Consider the following 22,703-nt stretch of genomic DNA (forward strand, 5'->3'; position numbering starts at 1 on the left):
GTCGAAATCCCGAAAAAATCGCTAAAGGTGATTTTTTCGATCAGTGAACGCCCTGCTCCCAGTTTGCAATGTCGAACATATCCTTTGAGATCGTATACCAGTCCGCATCGGGTACGCGGAATTTATTGATCAAATTTGCGCCCGGCTGCCAGTTATGCGTCAGCACGACGCCGGACGCTTTTTTTTCATCCGGCGGAATCGGGACGATCGGTTTTTTTGTAAAGGGATTGATCGGATCTTTTACGATATCTTTCAGCGTGATCGACGGCACGTCGGCGTTCGTCATAAAATCGTGATTGATCGTCAAAGTTCCCGAAGCATTGAAATCCTTTACGAGCAAAAGCGGGTGGAGGTGGTCGGGGTTGTACGACATCGGCCAGTCTGAGGGAAAATCGAGCTTCTTGCCGTCCGACGTTCCGATACCGTGATCGGCTACGAGGATGATGCGCGTATTGTCGTAGCAGCCGTTCGCTTTTAAATAGTCGAACCATTTTCCGAGCAGTTTCAAAGCAGCGATATTTCCGCCGATGCCGCCGAAATCCGCGATGGCTTCGGGGCCTCTGTCGGTTACTTTTGCCGCAGGCGTAAAGTCCGGTGCCTGCAGCGTTTGATTGGAATGCGTCGTTTCGTTTACGATCATGCAGTACATATTCGTATCGGCGGTAAAATCGGTGAGTTCCGGCAAAAACGCGAGACCGGAATAGTAGTCGATGAATTCCGTATTGTCATTTGTCTGACTGTCCGACCCCCACCATAAGCCGTCGTCGTATACGCTGTCTCTCATGACGACGGGAACCATTTTAAAAAGGCTGAACCACACGAGATTGCGTTTGAGGGCGCTGCTCGTGATATTCGGTTTCACTTTGTCGGAATTCTGTTTTATCCAAAGGCTCGTGTATTTTCGCTCGGTGTTGACGCCGGTGATCTTTTCGTACGGATCGCAGATGCTCATATCGGGGATCCAGCTGTAATTCGCCCAGCTCAAATCGGAAACCGTCGAGCGGAAATCGGCCTGTTCGGTAAGGATGCGCGGCACGGTGAGCAGCGCTTCGTTGTGCTTGTCGACGAGTTTTTGATCCGCACGCTTGTTCATTTCATAAGGCGTGTATTCGTAGCCGCCGTAAAGCGGAGGCGCGCCGAGCAGCGTTCCCTGATTGTACGACACCGTGTTTTTGTACAGCGTAAAGCCTTCGAACTGATCGTATAATTCGGGATAGGCATCGAATATCGGTTTGACGTAGGCGTTTTCCGCTCTGTCGAGCATAAAGGCGACGACGTTTAATTTGTCTTTCGACAGGTGAAATACCGGAGTAACCGACGACGCTTCTTGAACCGAGTGTGCGATATCTTTTTTATACGAGCGGTATGCGCTCTGTATCGAAAAAGCGTGAAAGGCGGTCACGGCGCATTCTGCGATGAGGACGATCGATACGATACCGTGTAAGATCTTTTGCCGTCCGAGTGCGATAACGACGATCGGTAAAGCGATGACGGCAAGTATCGCAAGGATATTAACAATTATTATTAATTTCGGCGGCTGTGAAATCGATGTCGAAAAAGTGATGAGGCGCGACAGTGTTCCGTAATCGCCCGAAAAGCAAAAAGTGTTGACGATGCCCGCTATGAGCACCGTCGTCAAAAAAAGCGTGATGAGCGTTTGTATGCGGGACCTGAATAAAAAATAGATGCAGACGGGCCAAAAAACGCAGAGACCGAGCATCTGCATCGTCGACTCGAGCAAAAAGGCGAGCGGGCTTCCGTAACCGTCGATGTCGGCGAATTCAACGGCTGATGAATTGATAACGTAGGAGGGGATCACAAAGCCTGCGAGCAGGCACAACGATACTGCCGAAGCGATAAAAAGCGTAAAACGCAATTTTTTATCTTCGACGAGCGGGGAAAGAGCGGTGTCGAGCAGGCGCTGCAAAAGCTTTACGGCGAGCGGTGTGAAGAGCAGCAGCGAAAGCACGCAGGTGAGCAAAATCCGTTTGTGGAAAAGGCCGTTATGTTTGAAGAGTAAAAAATAATCGGCTCCCAAAATGCAAGCGCACAGTATGATATACAGGACAAGGAGCGGGCGTTTTATTTTGTAAAAGATATTTTTTACGAGTGAAAAGACGTTGTTCATCGTCCAGTAGAGGACGAGACCCGCCGGCGATTTGTACAGGAGAACGAGAAACACGAGCGCCATGCCGTAAATCTGCAGTTTGTCTTTGAGCTTAAAGCCTTTCGTATAGACGGCTCCCGCGACGATATTGATGAGCGTCATTGCGATCGGAAGCACGTTTACGGGAAAATTCCCGATGCGGAAGAGAGCGTCTTCGGTTCCCATGTCGCGGATAAACAAAAAGTGTTCGCCTCTCAGCGCGGACAAGTTTGAAAGAAAAACGTAGGCTGCGATAAAAAACGGAATTTGAATCAAAAGGCCGAACGAAGAGCGGAGCGCCATGAGCGGATGATAGCGGTGCTGCCGGTAATAGGTCGAAAGCATCATGTATTGTTCGTCACCCGAAAAAACCGATTTGATGCGCTTTACGCCGCCTTCAAGCGCTTTTTGCGTATCGCGTTCGATCTGCTGCCACCGTTCGGCGACGATATACAGAGGCAGGCAGAGTATCGAAACGGACATGCTGACGCCTATAACTGAAATACCGGTATTTTTGAAAACATCGCCGAAAAATTTAAATGCGAATTCTATGATTTGATAGAGCGGATAGATGATAATCGTATAGAGAAAATGAGCCATACCGGAAAGTATAGCGTAAGGGAAAATATTTTTCAATGAAAGCGAATTTCGTATTAGGCTTTTATCGACTTGCGGCAGTCCTGCCGATAAGACTACAAGCTGTTGAGCGCGGCGTATAATTTTTTCGCCGAATTATCGAGCGAATATTTTTCGAAAAGCGGGGCGGGGGAAGAAACGGGTTTTGCAAGGAGAGCGTCCAAATCGACGTCCGGCGTAGAAGGATCGATATAGTGTGCGCAATCGCCGTATATTTCGGGTAAACTTGCGGCATTGGAAATGATGACAGGCGCTCCGCAAGAAAGCGCTTCGAGCGGCGGCAGTCCGAATCCTTCAAAGTACGACGGAAACACGAAGGCTTTGCATTTTTCCATGAGCGCTTTTACTTGTCCGTCTGAGAGATATCCCGCCAAAATGATATTTTTTAATAATTTTATTTTTTCAAGTTCGTTCGGAATGACGTTTTTGAGCATTGTACCTGAAATGACGAAAAGCTCGTTCCGGTAAAGCTCGGCATGCTTCATGATCCATTGCAGATTTTTACGCAGCGAAAGGCTTCCGAGCGTAAAATAAAATTCTCCCTTTTTCAATCCGCCGAGTTTTTCAAAGACGCTTTCATCTGCTTGTATCGTATTCATGTGATTCGAACCCGAGTAGATGATGGAGATTTTCCCTTCCGGTACGCCGTAGTAATCCATGATCTGCTTTTTGCTGAAATGCGACACGGTGCAGACGAGGCGCGCGTTTTTGCAGATATTCCGGTAATGGAAGCGGCAATAGGCGCCGACGAGTTTGTCGCGGAACGACGTAAAATCGTTCGGAAAGTCTTTTGCGTATATGTCGTGTATAAACGCTGCGCCGCAGGTTTTGCCGAGCGGTGCCGTATTTGAAAAATCGAGCGCGATTGCACCGTGCGTGCGGCACGCTTTTGCAAATACGACTATATCCCAAAGAGGAAAACTCTTGAGCGTCGTATCCGATTTAATAATTTTGATATGAGCGTAGTCGGGAACACGCTTTGCATTTGAGGGAACGAAAAGCGATATGTCGTCGGAGGAAACGAGAAGTGCATCGAGCCGCGCGCAGATTTCCCATGCAAAGCGTTCAATGCCGGTGAGATTCCGGCACAAAAAATTTCCGTTGATAAGAAACTTCGTCATCGACTCCTCGAAAATACATCGCAATACATTATGCGTACGGTTTTTAGCAAATAGCCGCACAAAATATTATTCCGCCGCGCGCACCCAATTTTTCGGTTCGAAAAGATTGTCATGAATATAGTAATCTTTTTTCGGATCGAGTAAAAATTCATATGCGTTGGTACCCGAAATCTGCATCCCCGACATAGCGATATACAGCGGTTCTTTTTTTGCATCCGTCGTTATCGGATTTCCGGTAAACGGATTGACGGGATTTGCTATGAGCTTATCCAGCGCGAGAAACGGGACATCGGCGGTCGACATAAATGTATTGTCGGTTTTTATTTCGCCTGACGCATTGAAATCTTTTACCATGAGAAACGCGTTGAACTGATCCTGTTGAAACGGTAAATCGTTATGCGTTACGACGTTCGTCTCGGGACCATGATCGGAGACGAGGATGATGCGCGTATTGTCATAAACGCCGTTGTCTTTCATGTATTGAAACCAATCCGCCAGTCGCATTATCGTAGCGATATTTATGGAATATACAACGCGTCGCGCGTATTTTCCGTCGCCGAATTTTGTAACGGTGAGAACGGGGCGATAATCCGGCGCCTGCAGCATTGAACCTTCATGCGTCGTATTGTTGTCCATGATGAGCGCGTTATCGCTTGCGTCGCCGGCGATCGAAGTGAGGCGCGGGAGATAATCGAGAACGGCATAACCGTTGAGCGTTTTTCTCAACGATTTGGTATTGGTAAGCGCACACCAAGCGCCGTCGTCATAGATCGCTTCGCGTAAAAAAAGCGGGGATGTTTTTAAAAGCGAATACCACAGCATATTTCGCTTTATCACATCGCTTGCATCGGGAAGGCGCAGATCGTGTTCTTTGCACCACAAGTCGGTGTAGTGTCCGTCGGTAACGTAGGTTTTGATGTTCGGATAGGGATCGAAGATACTCATATCGGGGATCCAATTGCCGTTCGCGTAGGGCAGATCGGATGCCGTAACATTGAAACCGTGTGCATCGAAAATGCACGGCAGCATCATAAGCGCTTCATTGCGTTTTTGCAGCAGCGGAATTTCTTTTCGTGCGTTGATAGCCGTAGGTGTCGCTTCATAACCGCCGAAAATGGGAGGCGAGCCGAGCGATGTATAGCCGTTGAACGTTACCGTATTGGGATAAAACGTAAATCCCGAATACCGGGTTTTCAATTCGGGATGATCTTCAAAGATATACGGAACGAGAACGCTGACAGCTCTGTCGAGCATAAGCACGACGACGTTTTTTCCTTTTTGGGAAAGAGAAAAGATAGGTTCGACCGATGTCGCGCCTCCCGCCTGATCTTTGTTTCTGTATGAAGAGAGCGTTTTGAATTCCGAAGCGATATGCGCGGTATTGATGAGGGACAGGACGCATATCGAAACGGAAGCGAGAGCGGTAAGGGGCGTAACGATTTTCGATTTGCGGAATTTCAACAGAATGAACGCTATGGCGACGGCAAGTGCCGAAACGGATATGTTTACGGCAGATTGAACGGCGGTGTGTTCGACGTCTTCGGCAAATATAAACGCTGTCGAAATAAAGCCGTATGAGCCGGGAAAAATAAACGCGTTTACGAGCGCGCTTACTGCAGTACATGTGAAAATACATGCGAATACGCGTTTTGTTTTATCAGAAAATAAAAAATACAGACAGATCGGCCAAAACAGGCAAAAGCCGATAACTTGCGTTAACGTATTGCCGATAAAAAACAGGGGAGACGAATACCTGTCGATGTAAGAAAATTCCTGCGGAGACGATACGATCAAATTCGTCGGCAAAAGAAGACCCGCAACGACGGTTAAGAGAACGGCCGACGAGATAAACAGCACAAAGGATTCTTTTTTTGAAATAAAACCGCTCAAATCGATTTTTATGCGTTTCGCAAAAAATGTGTACGCGCAAAGAGAAGCGGCACAGATCAAAAGAACGGTCGAAACCGCAATGCGCAGACTTAGGGAACCTCTGTGATTGTAATTGATAAAGCCTACGATACACAGTATGAAAAATGCCAATAGGTATAAAAATACGTGCATCTTATACGGACTTTTTATTTTATAGTAAATATTTTTTAAAAGTGAAAATACATTATTTAAAGTCCAGTAAAGCACGAGACCGGAGGGGGAATTATACAGCAAAATGAGAAATAAAAACGCCATACCGTACAACTGCAGCTTTTCCTTAAACGGAAACCCTTTGGTATACACCGCACCCGCGATGCAGTTTATGAGCGTCATCGCTATGGGAAGCAGGTTTATACCCCCCCCCTCTCCGAATTTCAGAAGTGCATCGGGAGCACCCATATCTTTTATAAACAGAAACGATGCACCATGCAGTATTTCGAGATGCGAGAGATATGAATATGCCGCGATAAAAAACGGAACTTGAATCAAAAGGCCGAACGAAGAGCGGAGCGCCATGATGGGATGATAGTGATGCTGCCGATAAAACACCGAAAGCATCATATACTGTTCGTCGCCTTTAAATGTCGTTTTGATGCGCTCGATACCGGCTTTCAGATTTTTTTGTGTCTGCCGTTCAAGCTCCTGCCATTTTTCCGCGACGGCATAAAGCGGCAGACAGAGCAGCGTCACGGCGGCACTTATGCACATGACTGAAAAACCGGGATTTTTAAATATCGATTGCATGAAAACAAAGATGAATTCTATGATCTGTATGAGCGGATAAATAATAACGGTAAAAAGGATCGAAACCATATATGTATTATATTTTTTATATATCGTTTTATCAATACGATTAAAAATCGTTCTGTTTTTTTCTGTTTACAGCCCTGTTTATAAAGCGTGTCCAGCATAGGGATCGATATGAGTACGCACATCATCAGCAGTTTATTAAATTCGAATGACTGCGAAGCAAGGCACAGCGGCGCCGTCGCTATGATAAAACCTAAAAATTGACTTCCGCCGTCGCCCATAAAAATTTTTGCAGGCGGTTCGTTAAACAAAAGAAAACCGAATACGGAAGCCGCAATCAGTAAAAACGCTTGTGCGATCGGATTTGCGATCGTATGAAAAAGGATAAAAAGCGTAAGTGCCGTAAGGAGGACAAGTCCGCCGCATAAACCGTCGAGACCGTCGATAAGATTATACGCGTTGATTATGCTGATGATCCAAAGGATCGTCAACGGTATGCTTATCCAGCGCGGCAGGATGATGCCGAATATTTGCCGGTACTCGAAGCCGCCGTATATGACGATGCATGCAGCGATGATCTGTGCGATGAGTTTATATACCGCAGGCATGGCGCGAAGATCGTCGAGTACACCGAATGCGAAGATAATGAGACCGGAGATAAAAATGGGAAGAAGGATCAAGAGGGAAAGCCTTTTTAAAATGAGCGAATAAACGCACAGGCTAACATAATATGCGCCGACTATACCGATGCCGCCCAATCGAGGGATATTGCCGGAGTGGATTTTTCGGGCGCTTACGGGATCATAGAGCCGATAACGCTTGCAGAGTGCTATAATAAACGGGAAAGAGCATGCACTCAATGCAAATGATAGAACGGTCGAAATCCACATACTGTCAATCATACTGCATAGAATCGCCTTTTGCAATCCTTATTATAATTTTTACCGATTTGCGTCGTATTGTACAGATTACGCATTTTTGCTACAGTAGCACAACGGATTTGTGATTCATGCGTAGAATATCAATTAAATTAATTATCGCCCACTTTTTATGTGTCCTCGCAGTTGCGCTGTTATTCGCGCTTCGCTGGTCTCGAGTAGAGTATCCCATGGACAACGCTTATTCGGTGTTTTTCGTCGTCGGTGCAAATATGAAGGGGCACGATTCGGGAACGTTTTTATCGTATTGTAAAGGCGTCATCCTGCCTGCAGGAAGCATATACGTGCTCGTTTTGCTCTGTAATTTCGCCCTCGCAAAAGCGTACAAAAAAACAAAGGGGCGGAAATTCCATTCGGTTTTTGCGGATGCGGACAAGTGCTTCGTATTCGGCCTTTCATATTTGATTTTGGCCTCAGTGATAACCGTCGTTATGCTCCGTGCGTGGAAGTATCCTGCGATCTTATACGAAGTGCACAAAACTCCGGTACATTCCGATTTTTACGATGCGCACTATGTCGATCCCGCCTCGACCCGTATTACGTTCCCCGAAAAAAAGCGGAACCTCGTCGTCATCTTTATGGAATCGGTCGAGTCTTCGTTTGCATCGATCGAAGAAGGCGGTCTCTTTCGCGAAAACCTCATACCCGGTATCACTTCTCTTGCAAAGGCGAACGTCAATTTCAGCCAAAACGAAAAACTCGGCGGCGGAGAAAACCTCGACGGTACGTCGTGGACGGCTGCGGGCATCATTTCGAAATTCAGCGGACTGCCGTATTTTGCTCCCTTTGCAAAAACCGAAGACGGAAAACTCAGCTGTCTGCAAGGCGCCGTCGCGCTCACCGATATTTTAAGTGAAAACGGCTATCGCTGTCGCTTTGCGTTCGGCAGCGCCAAAGAGTTTGAAAACCGCGACATCTTTCTCGAAGATCACGGTGTCGAAATTCACGACATTCATTGGTACAAGGCGCAAGGTTTGATCCCGATGAACTATCAAGTGTTTTGGGGTTTCGAGGATCAAAAATTGTATCCGCTCGCCCGTCGCGAACTCGAAGAATTGGGGCAGGGGACATCCCCGTTTTTTTTCGGCATGCTTACCGTCGACACGCATTTCCCGAACGGTTACAAGTGTCCGCTCTGTCCCGATACGGATAAGCGGCAGGTTATGAACGTTATTCGCTGCGCCGACAAACAGGTGAGCGAACTCATCGGCTGGATGAAAGGCAAGCCGTGGTGGGACAATACGACCGTCGTCATCATGGGCGATCACAATTTTCTCGTCGCGCCGCACAATAATTTTATCGTCGATGAAAGTCCCGTTAGAGGCGCAAACGCCGAGCGCCGCTGGCTCGACCTCATCGTCAATTCGGTTTTGACGCCACCGCGATCCGTGCAAAAGAACAGGCGCTTTGCACCCTACGATATGTTTCCGACGATGCTCGAAAGCATCGGCTGCACGATCGAAGGTCGCGCTCTCGGATTCGGCCGCTCGCTCTATTCGGGCGATAAAACGCTCGTCGAAGAGTACGGCGCCGAAAAAGTGAACGCCGAACTCATGAAGCGGACGCAGCAGTACGAAGCGCTGAAAGCGCGCCGCCGATTTTGAAGCGGCTTCAGTGTTATCCGAAGCCGCCTGCCGAATTCGAAAAAACCGTCCGAGTTTTTATGTTTTCGGACAGACCGTCAAAAGTGTTTCAGCCTTTTCTCGATTCGTAGACTTCAGCTCCTCCGATAAAGTATTTCGACAGGGCGCCGAAGAGTATGAACATCGGGATCGATGCAAGGAGCGCGCACGCCATCATAGCGCCTTCATCGGTTTGTTTTTCTTCGCTGAATTTCGTGATGTACAGCGGGATCGTTTTCATCTTTTCGCTCTGCGCGACGAGGAGCGGCCACAAAAGGTTGTCCCACTGATTTCTGAACGAAAGGATGCCGAGGGTGGCTATGACCGGTCCGCAGTTCGGCAAAACGATGCGGCTGTAGATGTTGAATTCGTTGTAGCCGTCGACGCGCGCCGCATCGAGGTATTCGGTCGGGAAAGTCAAAAGATACTGTCTCATTTGAAAGACACCGAATGCCGATACGAGGAAGGGGATGATGAGTCCCTGGTAGGTGTTTATCATGTGCATGCTCGTTGCGACCATGTACAGCGGGATCATGATCGCTTCGAACGGTATCATCATCGTTGCCATGATCGACATAAAGATAAGGTTCCGCGATTTGAATTTGAATTTCGCAAGTCCGTAGCCGCAAAGAGAGGCGAGCAAAACCGTCGTTACCGCACACGTGAGTGCGACGATGAGCGAGTTTGCGATATTGCGCATATATACCGGATTTTGATTGTTGCCGAAAATCGCTTTAATAAAATTTGTTAAAAACGTTCTGCTTTCGCTCGTAAAGTACGCGCGGGAGGGGATCCAGCGGAAGGGCATTGCGAGAATTTGGCGCGCATCCATAAACGACGCGACGAACATAAAGAGGATGGGCGTTATCGTAAAAAAGAATACGATAAAAAGCGCTATCCACGCGACGATCTCTCCGATACCCACTCTTCCGACATATTTATTTGTATTCATAGCAACTCCAATAAAATGCGCTTATTAATATTCCACATCGTCGGTTTTCGACAGCGTGAACTGCAGGTAGGTGAACAGCAGCATTATTAAAAATAATATGATCGACATGGCGCTCGCTCTGCCGAGCTGACCGTTTCTGATACCCGTAAAGTAGATATTCATCGTGATGACGTCGATGGGATGTCGCGCCGCACCTCCCTGCGCGAACATATACTGCGTGCTGAACGTTTTCAAACACTGGAGCATCGCCATGATGGACACGAGCACGATCGTCGGTTTTAAGAGCGGCAGCGTGATATGAAAAAACGCGTGCCACTTGTTCGACCCGTCTACCGTCGCGGCTTCGTAGATGGAAGGCGGGATCGAAGCGAGTCCCGTGATAAAGAGGATGACGAAATAGCCGATGTATTTCCAAAAGTATACGATCATCGTGGAAATCTGCAGCATCGTATTGTCGGTGAGCCACTGGTAATCTTTTCCTTTCGTAAGTAAAATCGCATTTGACAGCTGATTGAAAAGCCCGCGCGGATCGAAGAGGATCATCCAAATTGCGGCGGCAACGACGGACGAAAGAACGGCGGGCATATAGAACGAAATTTGAAAAAAGCCTTTTTGCGACGGACGGCGCAGCTGCATGAGCAGTACCGCAAGGATGAGCGCGAGGATGACCATCGGAACAAAGGTACCGAAGGTAAAAGTGATAGTCGCCCGCATGGAGTTTAAAAGCGAAAAGCCGCCGTTGTCGCGCGTAAAGAGATACACGTAATTGTGCAGGCCGACGAATTTCGACGTCCGCGAAATCGCCTGTTTGTTTGTAAGACTCGTGATACATGCGTTGATGATCGGATAAAAACTGAATACGGCAAAGAAGACAAGGCTCGGCAGGGTAAACGCAAATCCCCACCGCGCCTGCTGTTTTTCGATGCTGTAGTGTTTTACTGTTTTAGCCATTTTTAATTTCCTCCATAAAAAAGCGATGACGATATTTCAGACGATGCTTTGTATCATTCCTCCATACGATAATGGCGCTCCGGCAAAGCACACTTTTCAGCGTATGACGATCTTTCGGTTTTCGTCGATCGCATATCGCGCAAACGTGAGATTCGCTTTTGTCGCGATCTCTTTGCACGCTTTCCTTGACGATAGCATATCTTCCGGTTTGTGGCAGTCGGCCGCAGTGACGACAGAGACGTCGTATTCGGCGGCGAGATTCCAAAATTCCTGAATCGGATAACGGTAGCGCTCGCCGCTCGACGATACGACTTTTTTTGCGCGGATGCCCTGACCGTTTATCTCTATCGGCATGTGCACGGCTTCTGCGCATGCGAGGATATCGCGCGAACAGGCTTTCGCTTCCTCGTCCCATTCGAGATAGGATGCGGCAAAGAGGTCGGGGTGTACCGCATACAAAAACAATCCCGACTGCATGCCTTCGATAAGCGTTTTCGTATACGTGTGCAGCACTGCTTTATCGTTTATCGGACAGTCGGGGATCATGATATCGCTTCCGTCAGGCGCATAATAATTGTGGACAGCCAGCAGGAGATAGTCGAAGCCCCGTTCGCCGCGCAGTTCGTCGCGATAATATGAAACGTAATCTTTGTGGTAGTCGGTTTCGAATCCGCGGAAGATGTGCATATCACCTGCATTGCGTATCGCATTTTCGCAGTCCCTTTGGTAATCGTCGATTTCGGAATAAAACATACGGGCGCTGTGCCACCTGTCGTCAGGCACGGGACAGTGATCGCTCATGCCGAGCAATCTGATCCCGTCTTTTCGAGCTTTATCGACATAGTCGCTCACATCACCGACGGCATGTCTGCAGTATTTGCAATGCGTATGAAGATTCACTTCGTCCTGCGTAAAAAAATCCACCTGCTGCTCCGAATGATCCGATAATCAACAACCCCGACACAGACATCGGGGTATGTTACTCTCAATTATGGGACACTTAAAAAAATACGCTTATTTTTGTTCGTCGATCAAATCCTGAACCGTTTTTTTAAGCTGCTCGTATACGGCTTCGGGCGAAGCATCGCCGAGCATGACGTTTTGCAGCGCCGTTTTGAGAGCGCTTTGGATCGATGCGGATGCCGCACCGTAGTATACGATGTGCGCACGATTCAAATCGTTTGCAAACACTTCGGAGTACGGCATATCTTTAAATGTTTTGCTGTTCAAAAGCGCAAGTGTCGGCTGAACGATATTCACTTCGGAAAGGTACTCTTCGCCGTGGCTGAGCATATAGGAGATGAGCTGCCACGAAGCTTCCTGCTCGGCTTTCGTCGCATCGGCGTTTACCATGTAATAGTGACCGTAGTAGCAGGCTGCAACATCTTTGACGGCGTTTTGAAATTTCGGATACGGAATGATCATCCAGTCACCGCTGTCGTAAAAGTTCGGATTTTGGTTTCGTATGCGCGCTTCCTGATACAATCCCGACAGACACATCGTCACATCGTTGTTGTCGGCGTTAAAGAGCGAATGGGCATTTTTATATGTCGGAGATCCGAGATTCAAACCTTTCGGTCCCCATTGCCGTAAATACGACAGGACGGCTATCCACGCGTCTTTTCCGACGACAGCTTCTTTACCGTCATCGCTGATGAGTTGTCCGCCGAGCTGTTCGGCAAGCGGAACGAGCGTTTCAAGATAATAACCGTAGCGGAAATCGAATCCTCTTCTTTTTAAGATATCGCCTTCGCGCAGTGCAAGCTTTTGAGAAATACTCATGACGTCTTCCCATGTTTTGGGAGCATCTTTTTCGGGATCCAAACCCGCTTCACGGAAAATCTTTTTGTTGAGATATACACACCAATTCGTAAGCTCGAGGGGAAGTCCGTAGACTTGCCCGTTTACGGTAACGGGGTCGAGCATATTGTCCGCATAGGCGGCTGCGACGTCGTCTGCATTTTTATAACCTGCGGCTTTGTAATTGACGGGCGCTACGCGGCCTGCTGCGATATACGGATATTCTTCGTTGATGATCGTATTGAACATCGTCGGACCTTTGCCCGCGGCGAAAGCCGTCTGAAGCAGTTCTATAAGCTTTGAAGAGCTTTGCCGCGTTACGTTTACCGTAACGTTCGGATGCGCCGTCATAAATTCGCTTATGTAACGATCTTCGAGCTTTTGGCGGTTGGCATCTTCATGCGTCCAGAATTCGATGACGACGTTTTCCCGTTTTTTTGCGCATGACGGAAACAAAATAAAAGCGGCTGCAAAAACGGCGCAGAGGCGGATAATTTTTTTCATGTGTACATCCTCAAATAAAATAATAATCGTTTAATATCGGAGAAAGCGACCTTTTACCCGGATAAAAAAGGAATCGAGGCTGTCCGAAAACTGAAGCTTTCGGACAGTTTTTTGATAGTCCGAAGTGGAAAATTACTGTTCGATCAATTCCTGAACGGTCTTTTTGAGCGTGTTGTAAGCGTTTTCGGGCGATACGTTTTGCAGCATAACGCTCTCAACCGCCGTTCCGATCGCGCTCTGGATCGCGGTTGAACTTGATCCGTAGTACACGATGTGTCCGCGTTCGAGGTCACCTGCGAATACGCTGGAATACGGCATCTTTTTGAACGTGTCGCTATTTAAAAGCGCCGTCGTCGGTTGGATGATATTGACCTCGGAAAGGTACTCTTCGCCGTGGCTGAGCATATAGGAGATGAGCTGCCATGCCGCTTCCTGCTGAGCTTTCGTTGCATCGGCGTTGACCATGTAATAGTGGCCGTAATAGCATGCCGCGACGTCTTTGACGGCGTTTTCGAATTTCGGATACGGAACGACCATCCATTCGCCCGATTCGTAGAAAGCGGGGTTGTCATGCCGTATGCGTGCTTCCTGATATAAACCGGTCGAGCACATTGCGAGGTCGTTGTTGTCCGCATTGAACACAGAGCGTCCCGCTTTGTATGTCGGAGAGCCGAGATTCAAACCGTTCGGACCCCATTGCTGCATATACGTGAGGAACGCGACCCATGCGTCCTTTCCGACGATCGCTTCTTTTCCGTCGTCGCTGATAAGCTTCCCGCCGAGCTGTTCGACCATCGGGACGTTGTTTTCAAGATAATATTTGTAGCGGAAGTCGTAGCCGCGCCGCGTAATGATGTCGCCGTTTCTGATAACGATCTTTTGGGAAATTTTTACCATGTCTTCCCACGTTTTCGGATAATCTTTTTCGGGATCGAGACCTGCCGAGCGGAATACTTTTTTATTGATATAGATGCACCAGTTCGTCAATTCGAGCGGGAGTCCGTATACCTGTCCGTTTACCGTAACGGGGTCGAGCATTTTCGGCGCATACGCATTGATGACTTCCGAAGCGTCTTTATAGCCTGCCGCTTTGTAGTTCATTGCAGCGACTCGGCCTGCCGTAATATAGGGGTATTCATCGTTTATAGAAAGGTTGAACATCGTCGGACCGCTTCCGGCGGCAAAAGCCGTCTGAACGAGCTCGATGAGCTTTGCGGCGCCCTGTCGCGTTACGTTTACCGTGACGTTCGGGTGAGCTGCAGTAAATTCCTGAATGTAGCGGTCTTCAAGCTTTTGGCGGTTAGCATCTTCATGCGTCCAAAACTCGATGGTGACGGCTTCGGGCTTTTTGTTGCACGAAGTCACCATGAGCGCTGCGGCGGCGATCGCGCACAGCATCATCATTTTTTTCATGTTTTTTTTCCTCCATACTTTGGAAAAGCTATATCCGAATAAGTATACTACAAGAACGAAAAACGCGCAAGAAAAAATTAAAAATTAAAATTGAAGCTAGAATTTTTTTCCCGCTGTCGATACTTGCTCTTTTCCGAGCGAAGCGATTTTTTGCAGCGTCTGTGCAGCGTACGCTCTCACTTTTGCGTCGTACTCGGGATACAAAAGGCGGGCGAGTATGTCTTTACCGTGCCGATAAAAGGCGGGGCGCCCCATAAAGCGGCATATCGAAAAGACTGTATCACACATGGTTTGTAAAAGCCGTGTATTTTGTGCGGGTATCGTACGGAACGCTTTGTCGAGCGAATCGAGCATGCTGCCTGCAGGATCGTATGCACATTCTCCTGCCTGTACGATGAGCGTCGGCAAATGTACGCCGATCCCTTCGGCATCGATGAGGCGCGCGATGATTTCGCTTTCGGTGCTCGTCCCGAATCGTGAAAGCTGCTTGAACATCGCGTCGGTACCGGCGACGTCTTCGATAAAAACAGAACGCTTCGCGCGCCCTCCTGCAGATGCATTTGCAATCGCCGAACGGTAAGCGTCGCACGCGCTGCGCAATTCCGACATCCACGATTTTTCAAGCGGTCCGTACATGCCGCCGTCGAGCGCCGCCCGTCGTTCGCTTCCGGTCAATCCCGTATCGAGTTTTCCTTCGATGTCATACATATCGTACAGTGGAGTCTCTTGTGCAAAAAATGCAGTGTAATTTCCTCGATCCTGTTTTTGCAGCTGTCCGCCTCCGACATTCTGTACGACGCGGAAACCCGAAATCGTCCACGATTTTTTGCACACGATAAGGTAGCCGCTTTCGGTATATAAAAGATAATTCCACGGATCGGAGGCGCCGTTCATGTCGGGGAGGCGTACGCTCCATACGACGCTTTCGCGTTCGGTGCAAAAGACCGCGCCGTCTGCGTCCGCAAACGCCATACCGCGCAAAAAGGGCTTGACGTATGAAATGCGCGAAACGTCGATGCCGGAAACGCGGTAATGCGTTGACGCTTCTCCGTCGGACAATTTATAAAACGTGACGGCGGCGTCCCCTCCCGCAGGTTGCACGAGCGCGGCTCTCGTCGCCGAATAGGGGATAAAAAAGCTGCCGTCGTTTGCGGGAAGCGGAAGTCCTTCCTGCGTTCGGGAAAGCGCCCACTTTGTCGTCGTTTTATTTTTGCCGTCGAGTGCGCACAGTCCCGCGCCCCCCGATTTCAGCGTCACAAGGATGCCGCCTTGCGGGGAGGAAACGCAGGATGCGACGATCCCGGTAAACGCGAATTTTTCCATCACTTCCCCGAACGGTGATATGCGCAGCGCAGCAGTTCTACCGTTGTCGGGTTTTGAGAGCAGGACGACGACGCTTCCGTCGGGCAGTTCCTGTATCGATTTCGTATCCTGTTCTTCGGTTCGGATATGCCACTTGCACACGCCCTTGATACCGTAGCACGCGATGTCGGTTTTTCCGCGCACAAAGATGCGCGCATCCCGCCCGATAAAAGGAGAAGCTGCAAGCGTAAAGGGTACGCGAACCGACCACAGCGGAAGCCCTTCGGGATTTAAAAGCGTGAGCGTATTGCCGCGGAAAACGGTTAAAAGAAAATCGCCGTCGAGTACCGTGAGGTAGGGGCTGATCCTGCCGCCGAGTTCCTTTTGCCAGAGGACGGTGCCGTCGTCGCTTGAAGCATACACCGTGCGGCCGTCGGTGAGGACTGCAAAACCGTAGGAAGTCGCCTGCGGAGGAGCGATGATTTTACCGTTGAGCGTCAATGTCCAATTCGGCTCTTCGGTAGAAAAATCGCGCAGAGCAGTCGTACGGCTTTGTGAAAAAAGTGCAGTTCCGGCAGAAAGTATTAAAAAGAGTGTGATATTGTATAAAAATTTAGACGGTTTTTGCATTCTGTCTACCTTTATCGACTTCGTTTTTCAAAGATTGCCAAGCTTTCGATATGGCACGTATTCGGATAAAAATCGAGCAGCGAAAGAGAGGCGAGACTGTAGCCCGAACGGATGAGCTTTGCCGCATCCCGCGCGTGAGTTGCAGGATCGCACGAAAGCGAGCGTATGTGCCCGATGCCGCTTTTGCAAAGCCGCTCGCACACTTCTTTTTCCATTCCGCTCCTCGGCGGGTCGATGACGGCGGCATCGAAAAGAGGTGCCGTTTTTGCAAAATCGCGTACCCACGCTTTTCCGCTTACGCCGAAACTCGCGTGCCGTTTTCCCGCCATATTTTGTTCGGCAAAGACGAGGGCGTCGCGGTTGTGTTCCACGAGCGTTACGTGTTCGAACGTATCCGCAAGGAAAACGGAAAAGGTACCGCAGCCCGCATACAAGTCGAGCGCGTTTTTTCCCGAAAGACCGTCGCATACTTTTTCGATTGCGCGCTCGAGCACATCGATATTTGATTGAAAAAATCCCCGCACGTCAAAGCCGATTTCTTTTCCGCAGAGGGCGATTTTTACCGCCGTATCGGGCGATGCGAGCGTTCCCGAAAAGCGCTTCGGAGGCGTTTTTATTTTTTTCCCGTGCACGTTTTGCGCCGCGGTTTTTACGGCTTCTTTTGTATCTTCCTCTCTCGTACACAGAGCGGAAACGACCTTTTTACCGTTTTCTCCCGATCGCACGACTTTTTCGTCGCCGAATATGCGGAGGAGGCCGCGCGGACGATTTTCGAAAGCCGTTTCGGAAAGCCACGCGTTCACTTCATCCGTTGCAACGGTGCAATGCGTTACGGGCACGATCGATTTCGCATCGCGCGCGACAAGCCCGCCGTCGTGCAGCAAAAACCGTGCGCGATAACCCGAACTTTTTCCCGCAATCACATCGATTTCCGGTACATCGATTCCTGCACGCGAAAAGCAGTCGGCGAGCACCGATTTTCGAAGCTCCCGCTGATACGCGTTGTCTATGTGCATCATATTGCAGCCGCCGCAGATTCCGTAATACGGGCACGAGGGGATCCGCCTGTGAGGCGACGGCACGAGGATGCTCACGATCTTCGCTTCATCGTAATCGCGTTTTGAAGAGATGATTTCGATATCGAGCGTTTCGCCGGGAATCGCATAGGGGATAAAAATCGCTTTTCCGTTTACCCGCGCAATGCAGTCGCCTCCGAACGCAAGTTTTTCCGCCGTAACGCTTATAGGCATATCGTATAATGATAGCGCGAAACGCAGCCCTTTTCAACGCGAGACGCAGGCGGTCGAAAATGTAAACGGTTTTCAAAGGTTCCTTTTGCAACGCGCCGTTTAGGTTGGTTTTTTACGTCAGTAAATACGCACGGCGCGACGGTCACAGGCCATGCATGCTCATAGTCTGTCCTATCACCCGTAGGGTTTCCGATATTCGGACGACAGTATATGTTTGACCCGTTCGATAAAAAGTGTTATGATTTTCGAAAGCTCTTTCGGAAGTTACAGCTTTTTGCAAAAGTTTTTTATGGAGGAAATCTATGAAAAAGAAATTGATCGCGGTTTTTGCGGCTGTCGTCGTATCTGCAAGCGCGGGGTTGTTTGCCACGGGGATCGGCCCGCAGCTCAACTTCGATCCTGTCGCGACCCGTTTTATCACTCCGCCCGCATGGGGTCTCGCATGTTCCGCCAAATTCGACAACATCCCGCTGTATTTTGCCGGCATATTCGATATAGCACCGCATTTTTATAAGGACGATGACGGAGCTGCCGTCGCGACCGCACGGCTCGGTCTGCAAGTTACGGCCGACTATTGGTTTATGAATCCCGAAATCATAGGCCTGTGGCGATGGTTTTGGGGCGTCGGCGGTGCGGTCAGAACCGATTTTACGGCGAACGGAAAAAATTTTTATCTGTCAACCGGCCCCCGCGTTCTCGCAGGCATGAATTGGCATTTTGCCGACGGCTTTTTGGAACTGTACGTGCAGCAGGCGATCCAGCCGGAACTGCAGTTTGCGTTCGGTGAAGACGGTAAAGCAAACGGCGTTTTCTATATACCCGTCTACTTTCCGAGCAGCGTCGGCTTGCGCTTTTGGTTTTAACTGCTGAAATTAATAATTATTAATTTCGTATGAACCCGTGTTGTCCGTGCCGAGCGCTTCGGCGAGGCGGGGCAGCACGGCGTCGAGTTCGTCGTCTATCTTCCACGGAGGATTCACGACGAGCATACCGCTTCCGTAGAGGCGCGGCGGTTCGGAGCGTTTCACATCTTTCAATGCCGATTCGCGGTGCGAGTTTTCGGTGTTTACGCATAAGAGTGCATCGAGTATGCCTCTTTCGGTTTTTCCGCCTTTTATTTCGGCGATTATCTTTTGCTTCATCGCATCCCGTTCGATTTTTTTTACCGCGACGAGCGGATACCAAAGCACAAGTGTTGCACTTGCCCAGCGTTTATGCGTTTCGATAAGCGCGTTTGCCGCTTTTTCCCAGTCGGACGCATCTTCGTAACTCGGATCGCAGAACACTATGCCGCGCTTCGTTTTCGGAGGCGTGAGCGCGCGGAGCGCTTCGAATCCGTCCCGGTGATGGATGTGCACCGCGGGCGAGTTTTCGGCATTTGCGGCGTTTAAGCGCATATTGCGCTGCAGCGCGCCGATTTCATCAGGGTGCAGTTCGGAGAGTATGAGACAGTCTTTTGCCCGCATAAAAGCGCGCTCGATTTCCGGAGAGCCCGGATAAAAGCCCGCATCGAGGCAGGCTTTTGCAAAGTGAAAGTATTTTTGAAAATCGATAAAACCGCTCGGGCATTTCGATAAAAGCAATTTCCGTAAAGCCGACTCGGACGATTTATGTGACGGCTGCGAATCGTCATGCGATATCGCGGATGACTCCGGGGCAGGCTGCTTGCGATCGGGGGACTGTGCTTCCACGTATCGAGCCGCTTCGAGCAATTTCAGAATCCCGCTTTGCGCGTCGAGCGTTTTTTGTGCACGCTCGTCATTCAAATCGTAGCGCGCGGATCCTGAGTGCGTGTCGATGACGGTGTACGGCGTTTCTTTTGCGTTAAAGCGTTCGAGCAGCATGACGAGGAGCGTGTGCTTGAAAACGTCAGCGTGATTTCCCGCGTGAAAAGCGTGCCGGTAGCTCAGCATATTATTTCAGCGAATCGATTTCCGTAAGCCATAAGGCAGCGCTTGCGTCGCTCGGCATGCGCCAGTCGCTCCGCGGGGAGAGACTTACCGAGCCGACTTTTGCGCCGTCGGGCATGCACGAACGTTTGAACTGCTGCGAAAAAAAGCGTTTGTAAAATATGCGGAGCGTGCGGAGCTTTTCTTCGTGCGTGTACGGGAGAGAGGCTTTGTCCGCGAGAAATAAAATTTTTGCAGGCGAAAAACCGAAGCGCAGCGTATAGTATAAAAAGAAATCGTGGAGTTCGTAGGGACCGAGAATGTCTTCGGTTTTTTGCGAAAGGGCTCCCCGTTCGGAAGGAAGCAGTTCGGGACTCACAGGGGTTGCGAGGATATCGTTTAAGACAGCCGAAAGATTTTTATTGTCCGTACTGTCCGCGCAAAATCGCACCAAGCGGCGGACGAGGGTTTTCGGAACCGAGCCGTTGACGCCGTACATCGACATATGGTCTCCGTTGTATGTACACCAGCCGAGCGCGAGTTCCGACAGATCGCCCGTGCCGACGACGATGCCGTTTATTTTGTTCGCGATGTCCATGAGCACTTGCGTGCGCTCCCGCGCCTGAGCGTTTTCATACGCGGCATCGCGTACGCTTTCGTCCTGACCGATGTCGCGGAAGTGGACGCGCACCGCTTCGGCGATGTTGATCTCCGTGAGGGTAACTCCCGTCTCCTTTGCAAGTGCGCATGCGTTGCGGTAAGTCCTGTCGCTCGTGCCGAAGCAGGGCATCGTAACTGCACGGATCCCGCACGCATTTAAACCGCAAAGATCGAATGCACGGACGGTGACGAGAAGGGCGAGCGTCGAATCGAGACCGCCCGAAAGACCGATCACGGCATTTTTTACGCCCGTGTGGCGCATCCGTTTTGCAAGACCTTCGGCCTGTACGGTAAGTATGTCGTTCCACCGTTCGCTTTGCCCGCTTTCGTCGTTCGGAACAAAAGGCGAAGCGTCGATCGTTCGGAAAAGCGGGGTATTTTTTGAAAAAGCTTTTGCGCGGGATAAAAGGTCGACGGAAATTTTCCGGTACGACCGCGTATTTGCGTTTGCCGCAGAGTCCGAAAACGTCGTATCTTTCCGCCGCTCTGAAGCGAGCCGCTCGATGTCGATATCGGCAAAACAAATTGTATCGTCGAACGATTTCGATTCGGCGATGATCGTTCCGTTTTCGGCGATGATCTTGTGAGAAGCGAATACGGCGTCCTGCGTCGATTCTCCGTGTCCCGCATCGGCATAGACATAGGCGCACAGTGTACGTGCCGACTGACTTTTGACGAGGAGCCTGCGGTATTCGGTTTTGCCGACCGTTTCGGAGCTCGCCGAAAGATTTGCGATGATCGCGGCGCCCGAAAGCGCGTGGTATGAAGAGGGCGGCAGGGGCACCCGAAGGTCTTCGCCTATTTCCAAAGCGATCGCACAGCGTTCATCGTCCGTATCCGAGATAAGGATATCGCATCCGAACGGGACGGCCGAATGAGCTTTCGAAAAATATACCGTTTCGGCATCGGCATTTTTTTTCGGCGAAAACCATCTCCGCTCGGAATATTCTCCGCTGTTCGGAAGATAAGTTTTCGGCACGAGCGCGAGAATTTTTCCGGCAAAGATAAAAGCCGCACAGTTGTACAGAGATCGGCCGGATGCGAACGGAAGACCGACTGCGATGAGAATCGGAAGGGAAGCCGTCTTTTTTGCGATGCGCTCCGTTTCGCGGATCGCCGCCTCTTGGAGCGTCGTTTGCAAAAAGAGATCGCCGCACGAATATGACGTTACGGCGAGTTCGGGAAATACGATGAGGGATGCACCCTGTGCACCCGCTTTTTTGCATGCGTCTATGATGCGATTTGCATTTGCCGTACAGTCCGCAACGACGGTTTCGGGACTCGCCGCCGCCGTACGAAAAAATCCGTAATTCATACGCACAGTGTAGCACCCGAAAGCTAAAAGCGCAATGCAGCTGTTGCCGCGCGAAACGGATTGCCGCCTGAACCTCGACTTGAGCATAATCTTATGTATTTAATAAATGTAATATCTCTCTTATCTGTTTACCTGAATAAAGAGCGATCGGAAATTTTATTATTGTATTTTCAGTTTTTATTTTCATTGATAATACCGTATGACCGCGGCTCCACCAACCTTTACAAAAATGTCCGATTTTAGCTTCTTTTATCATGTCAATTTTAATTACATATATAATCCTAAACCATTCTTTTACGTACAGAGTATTTTCTTTTATAAAAAGCCTGTTTCCGAAAAAATTAAAAATAAATATTAGTGAAAATGCGGTATATACTATACAAGCTCCAAAATGGAAGATCGAAAATTGTTTTATCAAATCATAAACGGCATAAGGGACAAGGCAAATCATAAAAAGGCCTGTCATTAAACTTATTATTCCGTGTGTATTTTTGGGGAAATATTTTTTTTCCATAATTTTAATTTCCGTTCAGTTTCTATACTTTTATCCGGCCTGCAGGGCTGTACGTCTATCATTGTTTTAACCCGAAAATCAGCTTGACGGCATGTCGGCTATGAAGTTTTGTTAGGCTTTACAATTCGCTTTATAGAATTCATATGATTTGATATATGATTCTATAATCCAATCGTATCCGTTTATATTTCGACATTTTATCAATGTTTCATAAAAATCGTCAAATCTTTTGTTTTCAAAATATAATAGCGCAAGTTCAAAATTAACAGATACGGCTTTCGGATTGAATCCGCAGATAAACTCTAAAACATCGATTTCTTTTTCAAGCAGATAGTCTTTGTAGGCTTCTTTAGAATAAAAAGTTTTCAGATAATCCATAGC

General features: G+C 49.1%; 17 protein-coding genes. 2 read left to right on the top strand and 15 right to left on the bottom strand.

What is annotated here, in order from left to right; all coding sequences use genetic code 11:
* Positions 1-40: 40 nt before the first annotated feature.
* The 4 genes from JSQ97_RS04790 to JSQ97_RS04805 all read right to left on the bottom strand — a co-directional run bounded on the left by JSQ97_RS04790 (position 41) and on the right by JSQ97_RS04805 (position 7,484).
* A complete protein-coding gene (locus JSQ97_RS04790; protein WP_205075008.1) occupies positions 41-2,746 on the bottom strand; it encodes a YidC/Oxa1 family membrane protein insertase in 2,706 nt (901 codons plus the stop codon).
* A gap of 92 nt (positions 2,747-2,838) precedes the next feature.
* Positions 2,839-3,903: a glycosyltransferase family 4 protein gene (locus tag JSQ97_RS04795; RefSeq protein ID WP_205075009.1), complete on the bottom strand. Its 1,065-nt coding sequence runs from the start codon at positions 3,901-3,903 to the stop codon at positions 2,839-2,841.
* A 66-nt stretch (positions 3,904-3,969) separates the two neighbouring features.
* Positions 3,970-6,645: a YidC/Oxa1 family membrane protein insertase gene (locus JSQ97_RS04800; RefSeq protein WP_205075010.1), complete on the bottom strand. Its 2,676-nt coding sequence runs from the start codon at positions 6,643-6,645 to the stop codon at positions 3,970-3,972.
* A complete protein-coding gene (locus JSQ97_RS04805) occupies positions 6,594-7,484 on the bottom strand; it encodes an MraY family glycosyltransferase (RefSeq protein WP_205075011.1) in 891 nt (296 codons plus the stop codon). Before JSQ97_RS04805 ends, JSQ97_RS04800 begins: the two co-directional genes overlap by 52 nt.
* Before the next feature lie 206 nt (positions 7,485-7,690).
* Here JSQ97_RS04805 and JSQ97_RS04810 point away from each other — a divergent pair, with 206 nt between their 5' ends.
* Entirely contained in the window at positions 7,691-9,124 is a 1,434-nt protein-coding gene (locus JSQ97_RS04810; RefSeq protein ID WP_205075012.1) for an LTA synthase family protein, read from the top strand.
* A gap of 88 nt (positions 9,125-9,212) precedes the next feature.
* Here the strand turns inward: JSQ97_RS04810 and JSQ97_RS04815 are convergent, their stop codons facing one another.
* From JSQ97_RS04815 to JSQ97_RS04845, 7 genes are all read right to left on the bottom strand, one after another.
* Complete coding sequence (locus JSQ97_RS04815) at positions 9,213-10,094, bottom strand: carbohydrate ABC transporter permease (protein ID WP_205075013.1); 882 nt, start codon at positions 10,092-10,094, stop codon at positions 9,213-9,215.
* Between the two features lie 24 nt (positions 10,095-10,118).
* The gene (locus JSQ97_RS04820; RefSeq protein ID WP_205075014.1) at positions 10,119-11,045 is read right to left on the bottom strand and encodes a carbohydrate ABC transporter permease; all 927 of its coding nucleotides are present in this window, start codon (positions 11,043-11,045) and stop codon (positions 10,119-10,121) included.
* Positions 11,046-11,141: 96 nt separating this feature from the next.
* Positions 11,142-11,969, bottom strand: a complete 828-nt coding sequence (locus JSQ97_RS04825) for a PHP domain-containing protein (RefSeq protein ID WP_205075015.1) — start codon at positions 11,967-11,969, stop codon at positions 11,142-11,144.
* Between the two features lie 90 nt (positions 11,970-12,059).
* Positions 12,060-13,349: an extracellular solute-binding protein gene (locus tag JSQ97_RS04830; RefSeq protein WP_205075016.1), complete on the bottom strand. Its 1,290-nt coding sequence runs from the start codon at positions 13,347-13,349 to the stop codon at positions 12,060-12,062.
* 132 nt (positions 13,350-13,481) lie between these two features.
* The gene (locus tag JSQ97_RS04835; protein ID WP_205075017.1) at positions 13,482-14,762 is read right to left on the bottom strand and encodes an extracellular solute-binding protein; all 1,281 of its coding nucleotides are present in this window, start codon (positions 14,760-14,762) and stop codon (positions 13,482-13,484) included.
* Positions 14,763-14,858: 96 nt separating this feature from the next.
* Positions 14,859-16,694 (bottom strand): outer membrane protein assembly factor BamB family protein, encoded by a 1,836-nt coding sequence (locus tag JSQ97_RS04840; protein ID WP_205075018.1) that lies wholly within the window; start codon positions 16,692-16,694, stop codon positions 14,859-14,861.
* Positions 16,695-16,705: 11 nt separating this feature from the next.
* Positions 16,706-17,944: a class I SAM-dependent RNA methyltransferase gene (locus tag JSQ97_RS04845; protein ID WP_205075019.1), complete on the bottom strand. Its 1,239-nt coding sequence runs from the start codon at positions 17,942-17,944 to the stop codon at positions 16,706-16,708.
* 302 nt (positions 17,945-18,246) lie between these two features.
* Between JSQ97_RS04845 and JSQ97_RS04850 the strand changes: the two genes are divergently transcribed.
* Positions 18,247-18,807, top strand: a complete 561-nt coding sequence (locus tag JSQ97_RS04850; protein ID WP_205075020.1) for a hypothetical protein — start codon at positions 18,247-18,249, stop codon at positions 18,805-18,807.
* A 9-nt stretch (positions 18,808-18,816) separates the two neighbouring features.
* On the opposite strand, the gene JSQ97_RS04855 is transcribed toward JSQ97_RS04850, so the two are convergent.
* The 4 genes from JSQ97_RS04855 to JSQ97_RS04870 all read right to left on the bottom strand — a co-directional run.
* Positions 18,817-19,857: a 23S rRNA (adenine(2030)-N(6))-methyltransferase RlmJ gene (locus JSQ97_RS04855; RefSeq protein WP_205075021.1), complete on the bottom strand. Its 1,041-nt coding sequence runs from the start codon at positions 19,855-19,857 to the stop codon at positions 18,817-18,819.
* 1 nt (position 19,858) lies between these two features.
* Positions 19,859-21,808, bottom strand: a complete 1,950-nt coding sequence (locus JSQ97_RS04860) for an NAD(+) synthase (RefSeq protein WP_205075022.1) — start codon at positions 21,806-21,808, stop codon at positions 19,859-19,861.
* A 91-nt stretch (positions 21,809-21,899) separates the two neighbouring features.
* Complete coding sequence (locus JSQ97_RS04865; RefSeq protein WP_205075023.1) at positions 21,900-22,322, bottom strand: hypothetical protein; 423 nt, start codon at positions 22,320-22,322, stop codon at positions 21,900-21,902.
* 111 nt (positions 22,323-22,433) lie between these two features.
* On the bottom strand, positions 22,434-22,703 hold a 270-nt coding region (locus JSQ97_RS04870), incomplete at its 5' end, for a hypothetical protein (protein ID WP_205075024.1).

This window comes from Treponema sp. Marseille-Q4523 (genome assembly GCF_016901105.1).
GTDB lineage: Bacteria > Spirochaetota > Spirochaetia > Treponematales > Treponemataceae > Treponema_D.